The organism is Bacillus sp. FSL M8-0049, from assembly GCF_038593355.1.
Lineage (GTDB): Bacteria > Bacillota > Bacilli > Bacillales > Bacillaceae > Bacillus > Bacillus safensis.
Genome location: NZ_CP151986.1, coordinates 1,634,711 through 1,653,111 on the forward strand (window position 1 = coordinate 1,634,711; position 18,401 = coordinate 1,653,111).

General features: G+C 40.5%; 12 protein-coding genes. All 12 read left to right on the top strand.

Annotation, left to right across the window (positions count from 1 at the left end):
- Positions 1–21: 21 nt before the first annotated feature.
- The 12 genes from dapA (at position 22) to NSU13_RS08400 (ending at position 18,380) form a co-directional block, all read left to right on the top strand.
- Entirely contained in the window at positions 22–888 is an 867-nt protein-coding gene (gene dapA, locus NSU13_RS08345; protein WP_024427012.1) for a 4-hydroxy-tetrahydrodipicolinate synthase, read from the top strand.
- 171 nt (positions 889–1,059) lie between these two features.
- The gene (gene rnjB, locus NSU13_RS08350; RefSeq protein WP_034281883.1) at positions 1,060–2,727 is read left to right on the top strand and encodes a ribonuclease J2; all 1,668 of its coding nucleotides are present in this window, start codon (positions 1,060–1,062) and stop codon (positions 2,725–2,727) included.
- Between the two features lie 119 nt (positions 2,728–2,846).
- Positions 2,847–3,575, top strand: a complete 729-nt coding sequence (locus NSU13_RS08355) for a ClpP family protease (protein WP_024424124.1) — start codon at positions 2,847–2,849, stop codon at positions 3,573–3,575.
- Positions 3,572–3,808 carry a YlzJ-like family protein gene (locus NSU13_RS08360; RefSeq protein WP_008344712.1) on the top strand — a complete coding sequence of 79 codons (237 nt, stop codon included), beginning with the start codon at positions 3,572–3,574 and terminating at the stop codon, positions 3,806–3,808. Before NSU13_RS08355 ends, NSU13_RS08360 begins: the two co-directional genes overlap by 4 nt.
- 110 nt (positions 3,809–3,918) lie before the next feature.
- Positions 3,919–6,291, top strand: a complete 2,373-nt coding sequence (locus NSU13_RS08365; RefSeq protein WP_342489984.1) for a DNA translocase FtsK — start codon at positions 3,919–3,921, stop codon at positions 6,289–6,291.
- A gap of 163 nt (positions 6,292–6,454) precedes the next feature.
- Entirely contained in the window at positions 6,455–7,180 is a 726-nt protein-coding gene (locus NSU13_RS08370) for a GntR family transcriptional regulator (RefSeq protein ID WP_024424122.1), read from the top strand.
- 99 nt (positions 7,181–7,279) lie between these two features.
- Positions 7,280–8,512, top strand: coding sequence for an MFS transporter (locus NSU13_RS08375; protein WP_170825840.1), 1,233 nt, complete (start codon positions 7,280–7,282; stop codon positions 8,510–8,512).
- 311 nt (positions 8,513–8,823) lie between these two features.
- On the top strand, positions 8,824–11,940 hold the full coding sequence (locus NSU13_RS08380) for an MMPL family transporter (protein WP_111927400.1): 3,117 nt from the start codon (positions 8,824–8,826) through the stop codon (positions 11,938–11,940).
- 145 nt (positions 11,941–12,085) lie between these two features.
- Positions 12,086–13,366: a pitrilysin family protein gene (locus NSU13_RS08385; RefSeq protein ID WP_342489985.1), complete on the top strand. Its 1,281-nt coding sequence runs from the start codon at positions 12,086–12,088 to the stop codon at positions 13,364–13,366.
- Positions 13,363–14,655 carry a pitrilysin family protein gene (locus tag NSU13_RS08390; protein WP_025092606.1) on the top strand — a complete coding sequence of 431 codons (1,293 nt, stop codon included), beginning with the start codon at positions 13,363–13,365 and terminating at the stop codon, positions 14,653–14,655. The genes NSU13_RS08385 and NSU13_RS08390 overlap by 4 nt, the downstream gene beginning before the upstream one ends.
- Before the next feature lie 151 nt (positions 14,656–14,806).
- On the top strand, positions 14,807–15,283 hold the full coding sequence (locus NSU13_RS08395; RefSeq protein ID WP_034281891.1) for a MarR family transcriptional regulator: 477 nt from the start codon (positions 14,807–14,809) through the stop codon (positions 15,281–15,283).
- Positions 15,261–18,380, top strand: a complete 3,120-nt coding sequence (locus NSU13_RS08400; protein ID WP_034281893.1) for an MMPL family transporter — start codon at positions 15,261–15,263, stop codon at positions 18,378–18,380. The genes NSU13_RS08395 and NSU13_RS08400 overlap by 23 nt, the downstream gene beginning before the upstream one ends.
- Positions 18,381–18,401 lie beyond the last annotated feature (21 nt).

The following is an 18,401-nucleotide window of genomic DNA, read 5'->3' on the forward strand; positions in this document are numbered from 1 at the left end:
AATCATGATGAGGTGAAAAAAATGAATTTCGGAAATATCGCAACAGCTATGATTACACCTTTTGATAAAAAGGGCAACATCGATTTCCAAAAGCTATCAATTCTCATTGATTACTTGTTAAAAAACGGCAGTGACTCCTTAGTCGTTGCAGGGACAACAGGCGAATCGCCAACTTTATCGAATGAAGAAAAAGTCGCTCTTTTTCAGCAATCGGTCAAATTAGCAAATGGTCGTTGTAAAATCATTGCAGGAACAGGCAGTAATAATACAAATGCGTCTATCAAACTAACGAAAAAAGCAGAAGAAGCGGGCGTTGATGCAGTGATGCTTGTCGTACCTTATTACAACAAGCCATCACAGGAAGGCATGTATGCACACTTTAAAGCCATTGCCGAGTCTACATCTCTTCCTGTCATGCTTTACAATGTACCAGGAAGAACGGCAGCTTCATTAGCACCAGAAACAACGATTAAGCTTGCGCAAATACCTAACATTGTTGCCATTAAAGAAGCAAGCGGCGATCTTGATGCTATGACAAAAATCATTGCAGAGACGCCAGAAGATTTCGACGTATATTCAGGGGACGACAGCTTAACACTTCCAGCTGTATCTGTTGGTGCAAAAGGAGTTGTCTCGGTTGCGTCTCATATCGTAGGACTGGATATGCAGCAAATGCTGAAAAGCTATGCTTCAGGCCAAACAGCGAATGCAGCATTGATCCATCAAAAGCTGCTTCCAATCATGAAACAGCTTTTCTCAGCACCAAATCCAACGCCTGTCAAAACAGCCCTTCAGCTGAAAGGACTAGACGTCGGATCTGTTCGTCTTCCGCTTTTGCCTTTGTCAGAAGAAGAGAGACTGGATTTAAGCAGCGTTTTAAACAGCTGATCAAAACAAAAGATTTCGTAAGCGGTCATTCTCAGATGTCCCTGAGTATGACCGTTTTTTATACATAAACACTTTCTTAAAATGTGACTTCATCTTGTTTTCTAAAATTAGATTCAGTTATAATAGCATTAAGCGATGATGGACGGGCTTGAGACTAGGAGGATAAGAATTTTGAAAAAGAAAAATACAGAGAACGTAAGAATTATTGCACTCGGAGGCGTTGGAGAAATCGGAAAAAACCTATATGTCATTGAGATTGATTCGGACATATATGTAGTAGATGCAGGTTTAATGCATCCAGAAAATGAAATGCTGGGCATTGACGTCGTCATTCCTGATATCTCTTATTTAACAGAGCGTGCTGATCGGGTGAAAGCAATTTTTCTTACCCACGGACATGATGAAGCAATCGGAGGCGTATTCCATTGCTTGAGCAAATTGTCTGTACCAGTCTACGGAACGAAGCTGACCCTTGCGTTACTTCGAGAAAAATTAAAGCAGTATGGCTTCAATCAAAAAGCTGATTTGCGTGAGGTACATGCAAAATCAGTCATTACTTTTGAAACAACAAAAGTATCGTTCTTTAGAACGAATCACAGCATTCCTGATTCAGTTGGGATCAGCTTCAAAACCTCTCTTGGTTCAATCGTATGCACAGGTGATTTTAAATTTGATCAAACCCCAGCGCTTAACCAAGCCTGTGACATCGGAGAGATTGCGAAAATTGGGAACAACGGCGTTTTAGCACTACTTTCAGACAGTGCAAATGCTGAAAAACCAGGCTATACACCTTCTGAGGCGCTCGTCCAAGACGAAATCTCAAATGCGATGTACAATGCTGAAAATCGTGTGATTGTTGCTGTGTCTTCATCTAATATTAACCGCGTGCAGCAAATCATTAATGCAACAAATCAAAATGGCCGTAAGCTTGCCGTTGCAGGGAAAAATATGATGACAACCCTTCAGCTGGCGATCAAGCTTGGTTATGTTACAGCAGACGAAGAATTATTTGTACCCGTTCAAGAAGTGAAGAAAATGGCGAAAAACGACGTGGTTATCCTGACCGCTGGAAGCCACGGAGAGCCGCTTGCTGCTTTAACAAAAATGGCGAAGCAAAATCACAAACAGCTTCATATTGAAAAAGATGATACTGTTGTGATTGCATCTACACCTCTTCCTGGACAAGAACTCACATACTCTAAAACAGTGGATTTCCTTACAAGAAGCGGAGCACAAGTCATTTTTGCGCAAAAACGTGTACATGTATCTGGACATGGCTGCCAAGAAGAGTTAAAGCTAATGCTGAACTTACTAAAACCGAAGTATTTAATTCCGGTGAATGGCGAATATCGTATGCAAAAAGCACATTCTCGTATTGCTGAAGAAGTAGGTATGAAACGCAGTGATATTTTCTTGATTGATAAAGGAGATGTTGTTGAGTTTAGAGGACAGAACGTCAAAATCGGTGAAAAAGTTCATCAAGGAAACATTTTGATCGATGGTCTTGGCGTTGGTGATATCGGAAACATCGTGTTACGCGATAGACGTCTATTGTCTCAAGACGGTATCTTGATTGTTGTCATTACGCTCGATAAACAAAAGAAACAATTAATTTCTGGACCTGAAATCATCACAAGAGGATTTGTCTATGTAAGAGAATCCGAAGAGCTGATTGTGAAAGCAACAGAAATGGTCAAAGAGATTGTCAAAGAGCAAACGGAAAACTCAATTGTTGAATGGTCAACATTGAAACAATCCATGCGTGATGTGCTAAATCAATTCCTATATGAAAAAACAAAACGTAAGCCGATGATCATTCCAATTATTATGGAAGTGTGATGATAAAGCCCAAGGTGCATAAGCTCTTTGGGCTTTTTTGATGTGGCATGAGGAATGCGGATGGAATATGCCCTATTTGTTCATAATAGGAGAAGAGTTTGAGGAAAGGATGGAGACAAATGGACGAAAAGAATGAACAGCAGCCTGAGCGAAAGCCAGAAGAAAAAGACAGCATTATGAGCAAAATACAGCAGCTTGGTGAAACAGCCGTTCCGCAGCTGCCGCAAGATACAAATATCCATTGCCTAACCATTATTGGACAAATTGAAGGCCACATGCAGCTTCCACCGCAAAATAAAACAACCAAATACGAACATGTCATTCCACAAATCGTAGCTGTTGAACAAAACCCGAAAATAGAAGGTCTTCTGATCATCTTAAATACAGTAGGAGGAGATGTTGAAGCGGGACTCGCGATTGCAGAAATGCTTGCTTCTTTATCGAAACCAACTGTCTCGATTGTGCTTGGCGGCGGCCACTCGATAGGCGTCCCGATTGCTGTATCGTGTGACTATTCGTATATTGCAGAAACAGCCACAATGACCATTCATCCTGTGCGATTAACAGGTCTTGTGATTGGCGTTCCGCAAACCTTTGAATACTTAGATAAAATGCAGGAAAGAGTCATTAACTTTGTTACAAGCCACTCCAACATTACAGAAGAGAAGTTTAAAGAGCTCATGTTCTCAAAAGGCAATTTGACGAGAGACATCGGAACAAATGTCGTTGGTCATGAGGCAGCAGAATACGGACTCATGAATGAAGTGGGCGGCGTAGGACAAGCGATTAAAAAGTTGAACGAACTTATCGGAGACAGGGCATCTCAAAACGAGGGGCTGATCCAATGATTTTATATACGCCTATGCCATATGAAGCCATTTACGCTGAGGAACAGGGAGAACGCAAGCTCCAGCAGGTAAACATTCAAGGTGTGCCAGTGATGGTTGAAATGAAAGAAGATGAAGCAGAAATCGTTCAAGTCATGAGCACCAATCCAATGGATTTTCTCAATCAAGAGCTTGCACCAGGCAAGCGATTGAAGTTACATTTAGGCACCAATCAAACCGACTCATATGAATGATTCTATGCTATAATAAAGGGAAAACTTACAACAAGATGCAGCCAAAACCAGGCTGCTTTCTTTCTGATCTTTCGGTAGGTTATATTTTCTTTCGTAGTAAGGTGATGAGTATGGCTAAAAAGAGAAAACGGAAAACGAGAAAAAAACAAAATAAACAGCTAAAACTGAAATATGAATTAAATGGGTTAGTCTGTATTGCCATAGCGATCATTGCCATTTTACAGCTGGGCGTTGTTGGACAAACCTTTGTACATCTATTCCGATTTTTTGCAGGTGAATGGTTCATTCTCTGCCTTATCGGATTATTTCTTTTTGGTGTGACGATTTTCTGGAAAAAACAAATCCCAGATATTTTAACAAGAAGAAAAGCAGGTCTCTACTGCATCATTGCGAGTATCTTGCTTTTGTCACATGTGAAGCTCTTTCAGCATCTTTCATCTGCTGGTGTCATTGGCTCTCAAAGTGTGATTAGAAATACATTTGAGCTCTTCTTGATGGATATGAAAGGTGAAACAGGATCGCCTGATTTAGGGGGCGGCATGATTGGCGCCGTATTGTTTGCTGCTTCTTATTTCTTATTTGCACAAGCAGGCTCGCAAATCATGGCGATTGTTCTGATGCTGATTGGAATTGTCCTGATTACAAACCGATCCCTTCAGGAAATGGTGAAAAAAGTGACGATTCCTCTATCACAATTTATGGTGAAGCAGTGGAAAGCGTTTGTTGAAGATATGAAAGGAATCAGGCAGGCGAAAAAGAGCGCGTCCTCTCAGAAAACAGGTGAAAAGAAAAAACGTTCACGCATTCAAGAAGAAGACGATGATGATCTGATCTTGATCGAAGAGGAAACCTCGTCTTCTGATAATAGCCAGCCGATTATTTCAAGCTTTGCAGACAGAGATGACATTCTCACCCCGACGGATCAAAAAAAGCAGGCGGCAAAAGAGACAGCGCCTCTTCAGGACTCTGTGCAAAGTGCACCAGTTCAATCAGATACAGCCGATGAACCAAAAGAGGCACCGCCGATGACATTTACAGAACTTGAAAACAAAGATTACGAATTGCCGTCACTTGATATTTTGGCAGAGCCCCAGCATTCAGGTCAGCAAACAGATAAGAAAAATATTTATGAAAATGCAAGAAAGCTTGAAAAAACATTTCAAAGCTTTGGTGTGAAAGCAAAAGTCACACAGGTTCATTTAGGGCCAGCTGTGACCAAATATGAAGTATATCCAGATGTCGGTGTGAAGGTCAGCAAAATCGTCAATCTAAGTGATGATTTAGCCCTCGCGCTCGCAGCAAAGGACATTCGAATTGAGGCGCCGATTCCTGGCAAATCAGCCATCGGCATCGAAGTTCCGAATGCAGAAATTGCTATGGTTTCATTAAAAGAGGTATTAGAATCGAAGCAAAATGACCGTCCAAATGCCAAGCTCCTCATTGGACTAGGCCGCAATATTTCGGGTGAAGCCGTGCTTGCTGAAATGAACAAAATGCCGCATTTGCTTGTAGCAGGTTCGACTGGAAGCGGAAAAAGTGTGTGTATCAATGGTATTATCACAAGCATTCTCATGAGAGCGAAGCCTCATGAAGTGAAAATGATGATGATTGATCCGAAAATGGTTGAATTAAATGTGTATAACGGTATTCCGCACCTTTTGGCTCCTGTCGTAACTGACCCTAAGAAAGCCTCGCAGGCCCTGAAAAAAGTAGTCAGCGAAATGGAACGCCGCTATGAATTGTTTTCGCATACGGGGACAAGAAATATTGAAGGATACAATGATTACATTAAACGGATGAATCAAACAGAAGATGCTAAACAGCCAGAGCTTCCTTATATTGTTGTCATTGTAGACGAGCTTGCAGATTTAATGATGGTCGCTTCCTCTGATGTGGAGGATTCCATTACAAGACTTTCTCAAATGGCACGTGCTGCGGGAATTCATTTGATTATCGCCACACAAAGACCTTCTGTCGATGTCATTACAGGTGTCATTAAGGCCAACATCCCGTCCCGCATTGCCTTTAGCGTATCCTCACAAACCGATTCAAGGACGATCCTTGATATGGGAGGCGCAGAAAAGCTGCTGGGCAGAGGGGACATGCTGTTTTTACCTGTTGGTGCAAACAAGCCGGTTCGTGTGCAAGGCGCCTTTTTATCAGATGAAGAAGTGGAGCATGTTGTGGATCACGTGATCACACAGCAAAAAGCTCAATACCAAGAGGAAATGATTCCGAGCGAAGAAACGCAGGATCAGCTTGCGGCTGTGGAAGATGATCTGTATGATGAAGCGGTTGAATTGATTATCGGCATGCAGACGGCTTCTGTTTCTATGCTGCAAAGAAGATTCCGCATCGGTTATACCCGGGCGGCACGTCTCATTGACGCAATGGAAGAGCGGGGCGTGGTAGGCCCATATGAAGGAAGTAAACCGAGAGAAGTTCTTCTCTCAAAAGAACAATATGACGAGCTCTCTTCATAATTGAAGAGAGCTTTCCTGAAAAATAGTAAACGATAGTATGATTATGTTAACTGGATGTCAGACTATTTATTTATTTGCAAAAACATGATATAGTTATGTTCAACTTATCTCGGAATAGAGATTTCTCATCTTATCATTTGCATTGATTAGACGGAGGGAAAACATGTCGACCAAAACAGACAATCGCCATTTATATTTGAAAGTGATTGACCGTATTAAAGAAGATATTCAAACAGGTGTATATGCCGAAAAAGAAAAGCTGCCTTCTGAGTTTGAGCTCTCAAAACTTTTAGGTGTGAGCAGAGCGACACTGCGTGAGGCCCTTCGTATATTAGAAGAAGAGAAGTATTTAATTAGAAGGCATGGGGTAGGGACTTTCGTCAATTCAAGACCACTTTTTTCGACAGGCATAGAACAGCTGACAAGTGTCACGAAAATGATTGAGCAGGTCAATATGACGCCTGGCACCATCTTTTTATCCTCGCAAGAAGGGGAGCCAACAGAGAATGATGTCATTCGTTTTCAGTGTGATAAATCTGATGGGATTTTTTCAATGGAACGCGTTCGAACGGCAGATGGGCAGCCAGTTGTTTATTGTTTAGATAAAATTCCGGTCAAACATCTTCCCGCTTCTTTTACACATGAAGAAGAGTCTCTTTTTGAGCTGTTTGGAAGAGAACCGCACAGCGGGATTAAATATGCAGTTGCTGACATTGAACCAATTGGCTACCACGATCAGGTCTCACCGATTCTAGATTGTGACCCTGAAACGGCGTTATTATTACTGAAACAAATGCACTATGATCAGGATGATCAGCCGGTCTTATACTCCCTCAATTATTTTCGAGCGGATAAATTCAGCTTTCATGTCATACGCAAACGATTTTAACAAGCAGTCGCTTCCATAGGCGTCTGCTTTTTGTTTGCCCATACATAATACTCGTCAAACTTGCCACACTAATACGTAACAGTATATAGAATTGGGTGAATGATGTTGGGCGAGAAAACAGTCAGTAAAAAGAATATCATTGCATTATCATCAGTCCCTCTAATCATGACACTAGGGAACTCGATGTTAATACCAGTATTGCCAGAGATAGAAAAGAAACTCTCAATTACTTCCTTTCAAGTCTCTCTCATTATTACGGTATATTCGGTTGTAGCCATCTTATGTATTCCAATCGCCGGTTACTTATCAGACCGGATTGGGCGGAAAAAGGTACTGCTGCCGTGTCTTTTAATCGCCGGACTTGGAGGAGCTGTGGCAGCAGTCGCCTCAACGATCATGAAAGAACCTTATATGTGGATTCTGTTTGGAAGGGTCCTTCAAGGTATTGGTTCAGCTGGAGCCGCACCTGTCGTTATGCCGTTTATTGGAGATTTGTTTCATGATGATGAAGAGGTCAGTGCAGGACTTGGCGCCATTGAAACCTCTAATACAGCAGGTAAGGTACTAAGCCCTATTATTGGGGCACTTCTTGCTTCATGGTTTTGGTTTGTGCCTTTTTGGTTCATCCCGTTCTTTTCGATCATCAGCTTTCTCATGGTACTGTTCATGGTAGAGTCGGCGAAAAAAGAGGAGGACCCGCCTACATTTAAAGAATTTTTAAAATCAACAAAGACCATTTTTAAGCATGAGGGACGCTGGCTTTATGCCATTTTTGCTATTGGCGGTTTTATTATGTTTCTTCTTTTTGGTGTGCTTTTTTACCTATCCGATAACCTAGAGGCGGCTTATCAAATAAAGGGCGTCAAAAAAGGGCTCTTGCTGAGTATTCCGCTCCTTTTTCTATCAATCAGTTCCTACATTGCTGGAAAAACGATTGGAAAAGAAAAAGGAAAAATGAGAATCTTTTTAATTGTAGGGATGGCTTTGTTATCACTTTCTTATATTTTTTTATGGTGGAATCACAGCTTTTACGTATTGTTTATCTGTTTAAGCATTGGCGGAGTGGGCATCGGTATTGTGCTGCCTGCACTTGATGCGCTGATTACAGAAGGAATTGAAAAAGAGCAGTGCGGTACCATTACGTCATTTTATAGCAGTATGCGTTTTATTGGTGTTGCTTTAGGACCTCCGATTTTTGCCTATCTAATGGATAAAGGGGACTCCATTGTTTTTATTCTCTCGACCATTTGCAGTCTCATCTCACTATTTTTGGTCCTCTTTTTCATCCAGCCAGATGAAGAGGATGAGAGTGAACAATTAAAAACGGTTTAAATATAGAAAAAAGATGGTATTTTGCCATCTTTTTTCTTTTTTATAAATTGACATGTAAAATTTTGATAGTTAAACTAATGTATAGTAATATCTTTTAAATTATCCCAAATTGGAGGTGTTCAAAAACATTCATTTTCTGTCTTTCTTTAGGCAGAAATTGAGCTCGCGTGCTGATGATGGAGATATGCTTCTTCAACACGAAAGGACAATTGAATAGGTCATCCTGCCATTTGAAGGAGACGCAGTCAGCACTTCAGACACGCTCACATACAGCAAATTGATTGAAGAAGTAGAAGGAGCTTGAAGCAGCTATGTTGCAAATAATTAAAGCAAGATGGATTGTATTAGTGGTGTGGATGATAACAGCTGTGATTCTGTTTATTACTGCGCCCGATTTAGAGGAATTAACAAGAGAAAAAGGGCAATTAAAGGTTCCGGAGGGGACACCAACAGCTGAAGCACTTCACCTATTGGATAAGCTGTCAGATAAGAACGGGAAAAAAGATACAGGTGTGCTTGTATTCTCCGAACAACATCTGTTCCCTGCGAAAGAGCAGGAATTAAAAAAGGCTTTAGCTGCACTCATGTCAAATGCCCCAGAACTCCACATTGACGGAATTACTTCGTATTTTCATGTAGATCCGGACATTCAAAAACAACTTTTATCAAAGGATAAAAGTACACTTCTTGTTCCATTCAAATTCGACCACTACGAAACAAAAGCTGTGAAGATTAAAGAACAAATTGAGGAAGTTTTAAAGCCCTATCATGTCTCATATGAAATAACGGGCCAAAAATTTGTGGATTCAGATGTCATTCAAAGCTCTCAACAAGGTCTGAAGAAAACTGAACTTATCACGATGATTTTTATTTTCTTTATTTTAATCATTGTTTTCAGATCGATATTGGCACCTGTTGTTCCGCTCATTACGATAGGCATTTCTTACGCTGTCAGCCGGTGTATTGTAGCTTTTCTCGTAGAATATACACAATTTCCTCTATCTAATTTTACTCAGATTTTTATGGTAGCCATTATGTTCGGTATCGGAACGGATTATTGCATCCTGCTGTTAAGCCGTTTTAAAGAGGAGATCGGTCAAGGCCGTGATGTCAAAGAGTCGATTATCGTCACATATCAATGTGCAGGGAAAACGGTATTTTTCAGCGGCTTAGCCGTGTTAGTCGGCTTCTCAAGTATTGGATTTGCTAAATTCCAATTGTATCAATCAGCCGTTAGTGTTGCCGTTGGAGTGGGCATTCTGCTGATTGCCCTTGTCACCATCGTTCCCTTTTTTATGTCTGTTTTCGGAAAATCTCTATTCTGGCCATCTAAAAGAGAAAACATTCGGCACCCGCAAAGTAAAATGTGGGAATGGGCTGGGCGTTTTTCATTTAAAAGGCCGCTGATCAGCTTAGGGTTAGTCGCTCTTATTACGGTACCTCCTATTCTGATGTACGACGGGACCCTATCTTATAACAGTTTAAATGAAATTGGGAATAAATATGAGTCGGTGTCTGCATTTAATACGATATCAGAGCAATTTGGCTTTGGTGAAGCGCTGCCGCTGAATGTGCTTGTCGAAAATGATGATAAGCTAGATAATCAAGAAAAGATTGTCATGATTGAAAAACTGACTCGTAAATTAAATGACATTGACGAAGTCAAAACAGTCCGCAGTGTCACGCGTCCTGTTGGGGACGGGCTGAGCCAGCTTTATGTCACCTCTCAAGCGAAAGAGCTGGGAGGAGAACTTGGCAAAGGCCATGAAGGAATCGGGAAAATTTCAGATGGCTTGACCGAAACAAATCTCGCTCTTCTCAAACAAAAACCAAAAATTGAAGAATCCGCTCAAGGCATTGACCAGCTGATTGATGGAACAAAAGCAATCAAAAGCGGTGTCGGAGAAGTCAGGGAATCCCTAATCTCTTTAGAAGATGGGGTGAGACGCAGTAAGGAAGGCGTCGGCACCATTCGAAGTAAAATCAAAAAAGCGAAAAAAGAATTAGAGCAAGAATATCGCAGCAGCGAAACGATGATTCAAGAGCTAGAGCGTGTGGTGAATACACTTGAACGCCATGCGAAATCGAATCAGCAGCTGATGACAACCATTAAGAAAGTAAAAGCATCCTATGAAAATCTATCATTTGAAGCACTAGAAAATCGTCTTCCAGAAGTAAAAGACATGGATGAATATAAAGAAATCAAGAAGGTATTCAAAGAAACAAAAGGAATGCTTGATCAAGCAGGGGATCAAATGAGTGTATATGAAGAGGAAGCCGCTCATTTTAAGCAAAAGATCAAACAGGCAGATCAAGTGCTTCAAACCTTATCAAGCAAGCAAAAAGAAGTAAAACGCCAAGTGCAAGCGCTCATGGACGGGCTTGATCAAATTTATGACGGCCTTGACCAAACAAATGAGGGCCAAAAACAATTGATTAAAGAAATGCCTAAAATCGAAGATGGTGCAGATCAGCTGACAGAAGGCCAAAAAGCCATCAAAAAAGGATTTAGTCAGCTTTCATCGAAACTTACGTTATTAACAGATGGATTAGATGAAAGTATTGAAGGGCTTGAGCAGGTCAAAAGCGGCTTCACCGAGGCTGACGGCTACTTAAAGCAGCTTCAGCAAGCGCCAGATGAAGAAGTAACGGGCTGGTTTATTCCAGAAGAAGTGCTGAAACGCCAAGAATTTAAGCAAATCTTTCATACGTATATGTCTCCAGATCGTAAATTAACGACTTTTGAAGTCATCTTAAATGTGAATCCATACAGCAATGAAGCGATGAAAGGTGTCGCGAAAATTGAGGAAACCCTTGATCAATATTTACCTGTAAGTGGACTCAAAAATGCCAAATACGGGGTATCTGGTATCTCAAGCTTAAATGTGGACTTAAAAGAAACGTCTGACGGTGACTTTATTCGAACTGTTATCTTCATGTTAATTGGTATTTTTATTATTTTAATTATTTTATTACGGTCAATCGTCATGCCGATATACTTAACACTTTCACTGATTTTAACGTATTTTACATCAATCGGTTTAACAGAATGGATCTTTAAAACATTTTTTGGCTACGATGGTGTCAGCTGGGCTGTCCCATTTTTCAGCTTTGTCATTCTTGTGACGCTCGGGATCGATTATTCCATCTTCCTCATGGATCGTTTTAATGAATGGAAGGGAGAGCATGTACAAGCATCGATGATATCAGCGATGAGAAATATGGGTTCTGTCATTATTTCTGCAGTGGCCATTTTAGCAGGTACGTTCGCTGCTATGCTGCCATCAGGAGTATTATCGCTTGTTGAAATTGCAACGGTCGTACTCATTGGACTTTTATTATATGCTTTTGTTGTATTGCCCCTCTTTATTCCGGTCATGGTTCGTATTTTTGGTAAATGGAATTGGTGGCCGTTTAGAATGAAATAACGACTGGCGTCTCTGCTATGAGCAGAGGCGTTTTTATTTCCTATCCTTTCCTCTGATTGATATAATGTCTATTAAATGGCTGTTTCACGTATATATCAGCCATGTTCTAATACATAATAAATAGGATGAACAAAGGAGGTTTCTCATGACGTACTTACAAGAGAAGACACTGGACACACCCGGTCTTCATACTCATATTGTCAAAACAGAAAAATTTAAAACTGTGACAATTCTTTTTAAAATGCTTGCACCGCTATCCAAAGATGACGTCACCATGCGTTCTCTTTTCCCGCATGTGCTGTTAAGAGGAACAGAAAAGATGCCCAAAACAGGAGCACTGCGTGCCTATTTTGATGAGCTCTATGGAGCAACCGTTTCGGCAGACATGGCAAAAAAAGGTGAGAATCACATCATTACCTTCCGCCTAGAAATGGCGAATGAAAAATATTTAAAGGATCAAACTCCTTTACTAGAAAAAGGGATTTCCTTACTATCCGACCTATTATTCCACCCGTATGTTGAAGATGGGGTGTTTAGTCAATTATATGTGGATCAAGAAAAACGCACTTTAAAACAGCGAATTCAGGCAGTTTATGATGACAAAATGCGTTATTCGAACTTAAGACTCGTGCAGGAAATGTGTAAAGGAGAACCATATGCACTGCACGTCAATGGTGAAATGGAAGACATTGACGCCATCACAGCTCACTCGCTCTTTGAAGCTTATGAGCATGCGCTTCAATCAAACCAGCTTGATCTTTATGTTGTCGGAGATGTTGACGAAGAAGACATCAGCCGAATGGTCTCCCAGTACTTTAAAACAAGTGAAAGAGAACCAGTCAAAAAGCAGACTGAATCAGCAAGAGCTCAAAATGGACCAAAAGAAGTCATTGATGAAGAGGACGTAAAACAAGGCAAGCTGAATATCGGCTTTCGCACACATACAACGATTGCAGATAAAGATTATCCGGCACTGCATTTGTTTAATGGCATATTCGGCGGTTTCTCGCATTCTAAGCTTTTCATTAATGTTCGGGAAAAAGCAAGTCTTGCTTACTACGCTGTGTCTAGACTTGAGAGCTTTAAAGGCTTGATGATGGTGATGTCAGGAATTGAAGTCGGCAACTACCAGCAGGCAGTGGACATCATCAAAGAACAATTTGAAGCGATGCAAAAAGGTGATTTTTCAGATGAAGCAATTGATCAAACAAAAGCAGTCGTCAAAAACCAGCTGCTTGAAACGATCGATACGTCTTATGGAACAGCAGAATATTTGTATCAGCATGCCGTTGTGTCAACTGGGGAAACCCTTGATTCCTTTTTAGAAGCATTAGACCGAGTGACAAAAGAGGACATCATCAAAGTGGGTCAGAAAATCGAATGGGATACGACCTATTTTCTTAAAGGAACGGAGGGTGCTTCATGACAGTGAAAACAATTCAATTCGATCAGCTGCAAGAAACGGTCTATCACGAAAAAATGGAAAGCGGACTTGACGTCTATGTGCTGCCAAAGCAAGGGTTTAACAAAACCTATGCGACTTTTACAACAAAATATGGCTCTGTCGATAACGAATTTGTGCCGCTTGGAAAAGAAGACATGATTCGAGTGCCTGACGGAATTGCCCATTTCTTAGAGCATAAGCTGTTTGAAAAAGAAGATGGAGACGTGTTTCATACTTTTAGTAAACAAGGAGCATCCGCAAACGCTTTTACAACGTTTACAAGAACGGCTTATTTGTTCTCAAGCACTTCAAATGTCGAACAAAACCTTGAGACACTCATTGATTTTGTTCAAGAGCCTTATTTTACTGAAAAAACAGTCGAAAAAGAAAAGGGCATCATTGGTCAAGAGATTAACATGTATGATGACAATCCGGACTGGCGTTTATTCTTTGGTCTGATTGAAAATTTATATCAAGAGCATCCTGTGAGAATAGATATTGCTGGAACAGTAGAGAGCATTGCCCCTATTACAAAAGATCATTTATATGAATGCTACGAAACGTTCTATCACCCGAGCAATATGCTTCTATTCGTTGTCGGTCCGGTTGATCCGAAGCAAATTTTAGATCAAGTCAGAGCGAATCAGGCGAAAAAGCCATTTACAGACCAGCCGGAGATCAAACGAAAAGACATCAATGAGCCTGAAGGTGTATACCGGAAAGAATACGAACTTCCAATGAACGTACAAGGCTCTAAATGTATGTTCGGTTTGAAAACAAAGAATCCGCATAAAAAAGGAAATCAGCTGCTAAAGCATGAGCTTGGGATGAATCTCATTTTAGAGACGCTGTTTGGCAAAAGCTCCTTACAATATGAACAGATGTATGAAAAGGGCTTAATTGATGAAACATTCAGCTACGATTATACCGAAGAAGGCGGTTTTGGCTTCACTTCAGTTGGAGGGGATACAAATGATCCTGATCAACTCGCAAAGGTATTAAAAGAAACCCTTCTTCAAGCAAAAAGCCTCATGACAGAAGAGAAAATTGAGCTTGCACGCAAGAAAAAAATCGGCAGCTTTTTAAAAGCCATGAATTCTCCAGAATACATCGCGAACCAATTTACTCGATATGCATTCTTAGACATGAGCTTATTTGATGTCGTCACAATGCTGGAACAAATTCAATTAGCTGATATTCAGCAAATTTTAGATGAAGAAATTGATGAAGAACGGATGTCTGTTTTCAAAGTCGTTCCAAAAACAAAATAAATTTAAAAAGACAAACTCATATCGGCAGAGTTTGTCTTTTTTATGTTCATTGAAAAAGCCGCTTTATTTACGAGGATATTCATTGACATTTGTTTTGGATATTAGTTAAACTCTTTAATAGTTAAACACTTAAACTAAAAAGGAGCAGCGTATGGAACAAAATAAAATTGCCCAGCTCATCCAGAGGTATGCAGATGTCTATCTCTGGATGGAGAAAAAAGTCTCGAGTATGATCACCGAAAAGCTTGATAAAGAGCTGACGCTTGATCAATATTACTCGCTTCGATACATCAATTTACATCCAGGGTGTACATCTACGGACCTTGCTTATGTATGTAATGTAAACAAAAGTGCTGTAACATCCATGACCAACCGTCTTTTTACGAAAAACTATATTTTTCGTGAACATGATCAAGCTGACAGAAGGAATGTTCATCTGTACGTCACGCCAGAGGGCAAAGAAGTGGTCAGCCGAATGGAAAAGCAGCTTCAAGACTTAGTTCGGTCTTATTTTGAAAAGCTTGAAGAAAAAGAAATGGAATCATTTATTCAAACATATGAAAAGATCTATCAAGTGATCATCGAAGAGGAGGCACAAAGTACTAATGAGAGCAATCATAAAGGGTAGATGGCTGATCACGATCCTGTGGGTCGTATTAGCGGCAGTGTTACTCATCACCGCTCCTAATATGGCGCAATTAACAAAAGAAAAGGGGCAAATTTCTGTACCAGACGGCTATCCGTCCTCATATGCCAATCAGTTATTAAAGAAAATGTCTGAAAACGGCGATACAGAAAAATCAATCGTCATTGTCTTTCAAGAAAAGAACATTGTGAAAGAAAGAGAAACATCTTTAAAAAAGGCAATGGATATTTTAGAAAAGGATCAAGATCTCCACATAGAGGACATTACTTCTTACTTTGAAGCCAATAAAGATATCAAAAAACAAATGCTCTCTAAAGATCAAACGACACTCCTTGTTCCAGTTACATATGACTCAAACAAAATCAAAGCGTCCGATTTTAAAGAAAGAGTCAATGAAAAGCTGAAAAGCTTAAATCTGAAATTTGAAATGACAGGGCAGCCGTTAATTGATGATGATGTTATTACAAGTTCGCAGGAAGGCCTGAAGAAAACAGAATTCATTACGATTGGGTTTATTCTCGTTGTCCTTATTCTTGTCTTTAGGTCAGCTGTGGCGCCTTTCGTTCCGTTAGTCGCAGTGGCACTGTCTTACTTGGTGAGTCAATCAATCGTAGCTTATTTAGTGAAATATGTAGACTTTCCGCTCTCGACCTTTACTCAGATCTTTATGGTCGCGATCATGTTTGGAATTGGAACGGACTACTGCATACTGCTTCTCAGCCGTTTTAAGGAAGAGATCGCACACGGTAAAGATAAAATTGAGGCGATTCTGATTACGTATAAAACAGCAGGAAAGACCGTCTTATTCAGCGGAATTGCGGTTCTGATCGGTTTTACATGTATTGGCTTGGCACAATTCCAGCTTTATAAATCAGCTGTTGCAGTAGCAGTTGGGGTTGCTGTGCTCATTGTGGCTCTTCTCACGATTGTGCCGTTCTTTATGGCAGTTTTAGGAAAGGTGTTATTTTGGCCGATTAAAGGCGATATTGCCCACCCGCAGTCAAAAATGTGGGAAACAGCAGGCCGTTTTTCATTTAAGAAACCGCTTTTCAGTTTATTAATTGTAGGAATCATTACGCTTCCGCCAATTCTCATGTATAAAGGAACTCTTTCTTATAACAGCTTAGATGAAATTGGTAATAAATACGAATCGGTTAACGCATTCAATACCATTTCTGATAAGTTTGGACCGGGTGAAGCACTTCCGGCAACAGTGGTTGTGAAATCATCTGACCTTTTAGACAACAATGAAGGGCTGATTGCCATCGAAAAACTCAGCCGTGCAATTGAACAAACAGATGGCGTCAGCAAAGTCAGAAGTGCCACCCGTCCTGTCGGTAAAGGGCTGAGTGATCTGTACGTAAAATCACAAGCCAAAGAACTGAACACAGGACTTGATAAAAGCAATGAAGGCTTGAAAAACATCCAAGATGCACTGACGACAATGAGTCAATCCATTGAGGATCAAACGCCGCAAATCAAATCATCAGGAAAAGGCATTAACAAATTGATTTCTGGTACAGAATCTGTGCAAACAGGGATTCAAAATGTTGAAAAATCCTTAAGAAAATTGCAAAACGGCATCGACCAAAATAAAAAAGGTGTAGCAGCCATTAAAGATGAAATCAAAGGTGCAAAAAAGGAATTAATGGCTCAAGTCGCACAAGTGAATCAGCAAGTTTCACTGTATAAAAGCATTTCCAAAGAATTAAAGGCAGCATTAGCGCAAGTGGATACGTCATCCTCTGCCGCAGCAGATGTAAAAGCGTTAATCAAACAAGCAAATACACAATTTAGTACCCTTGAAAAGCAAATCCCGCAGGTAAAAGAAAATCAATCGTATCAAGCGATTAAAGCTTCGTACAATGAACTTTCTGCGACTTTGCAAGAAGGGGCGAAACAGGCAGACAGCTATGCCAAACAAGCGAAAGAAGCTAGAAAGCAGCTTGAAGCAGCTGATGCCTTTATCGCAAAAGCTTCTGAGCAGCAAAAAGTCTTGACAAATCAAATCGATGAACTCATTGCTGGCTTAGATGCAGTTGAAAATGGACTGGATCAAACGTCTAAAGGTCAAGGACAATTAGCTGATAATATGCCAAAGCTTGCAAATGGAGCGGGCGACATCATGAATGGCCAAAAGCAAATGAAAGAAAAGATTGGCGGCTTTGGGGATAACCTGACCAAGCTGACAGACGGTCTGAACAAAAGTGTGAAAGGATTGGAGAAAATTTCAAGCGGCTTAATGGGTGCAGGTGACTACTTAGACGAACTGAAAAATGCACCAGATCAAGATATGACCGGCTGGTTTATTCCAAAAGACGTCTTAAAAAATAAAGCATTCAAGCAAGTATTTGATTCATACATGTCAGATGACCGCAAGATGACAAAAATTGATGTCATTTTAGAGAAAAATCCATATGGAAATGACGCCTTGTCGATAATTAAACAAGTGGAAGCTTCTGTCGAGCGGGCACTTCCTGAAACAAACCTAAAAGATGCGTCATTTGGCGTCTCAGGTGTATCAAGTATGAACGCTGATCTAAAACAGCTGTCAGACCAAGATTTCAATAAGACAGTTCTTTACATGATGATTGGTATTTTCCTTATTTTGGTGATTTTGTTCCGTTCGCTTGTCATGCCGCTTTACTTGGTAGGTTCACTCATATTGACTTACTTTACAGCAATCGGTGTAACAGAATTTATTTTCACCCATTTCTTCGGATATCCTGGCATTAACTGGGCAGTACCATTCTTTGGATTTGTCATATTAATGGCGCTCGGAGTCGATTATTCGATTTTCTTAATGGAGCGGTTCAATGAATATAAAACAAAAGACATCCAGTTTGCCATGACTGAATCAATGAAAAATATGGGATCTGTCATTATGTCTGCTGCTGTTATTTTGGCAGGTACATTTGCCGCAATGCTTCCATCCGGTGTGCTGTCTCTCCTGCAGATTGCAACACTTGTCCTCACAGGACTTTTACTGTACGCACTCGTTGTGCTACCATTATTCGTACCTGTGATGGTGAAATTGTTCGGATCAGCCAACTGGTTCCCATTTAAACGAAAAGAATAGGTATTCTATATAGAAAGAAGG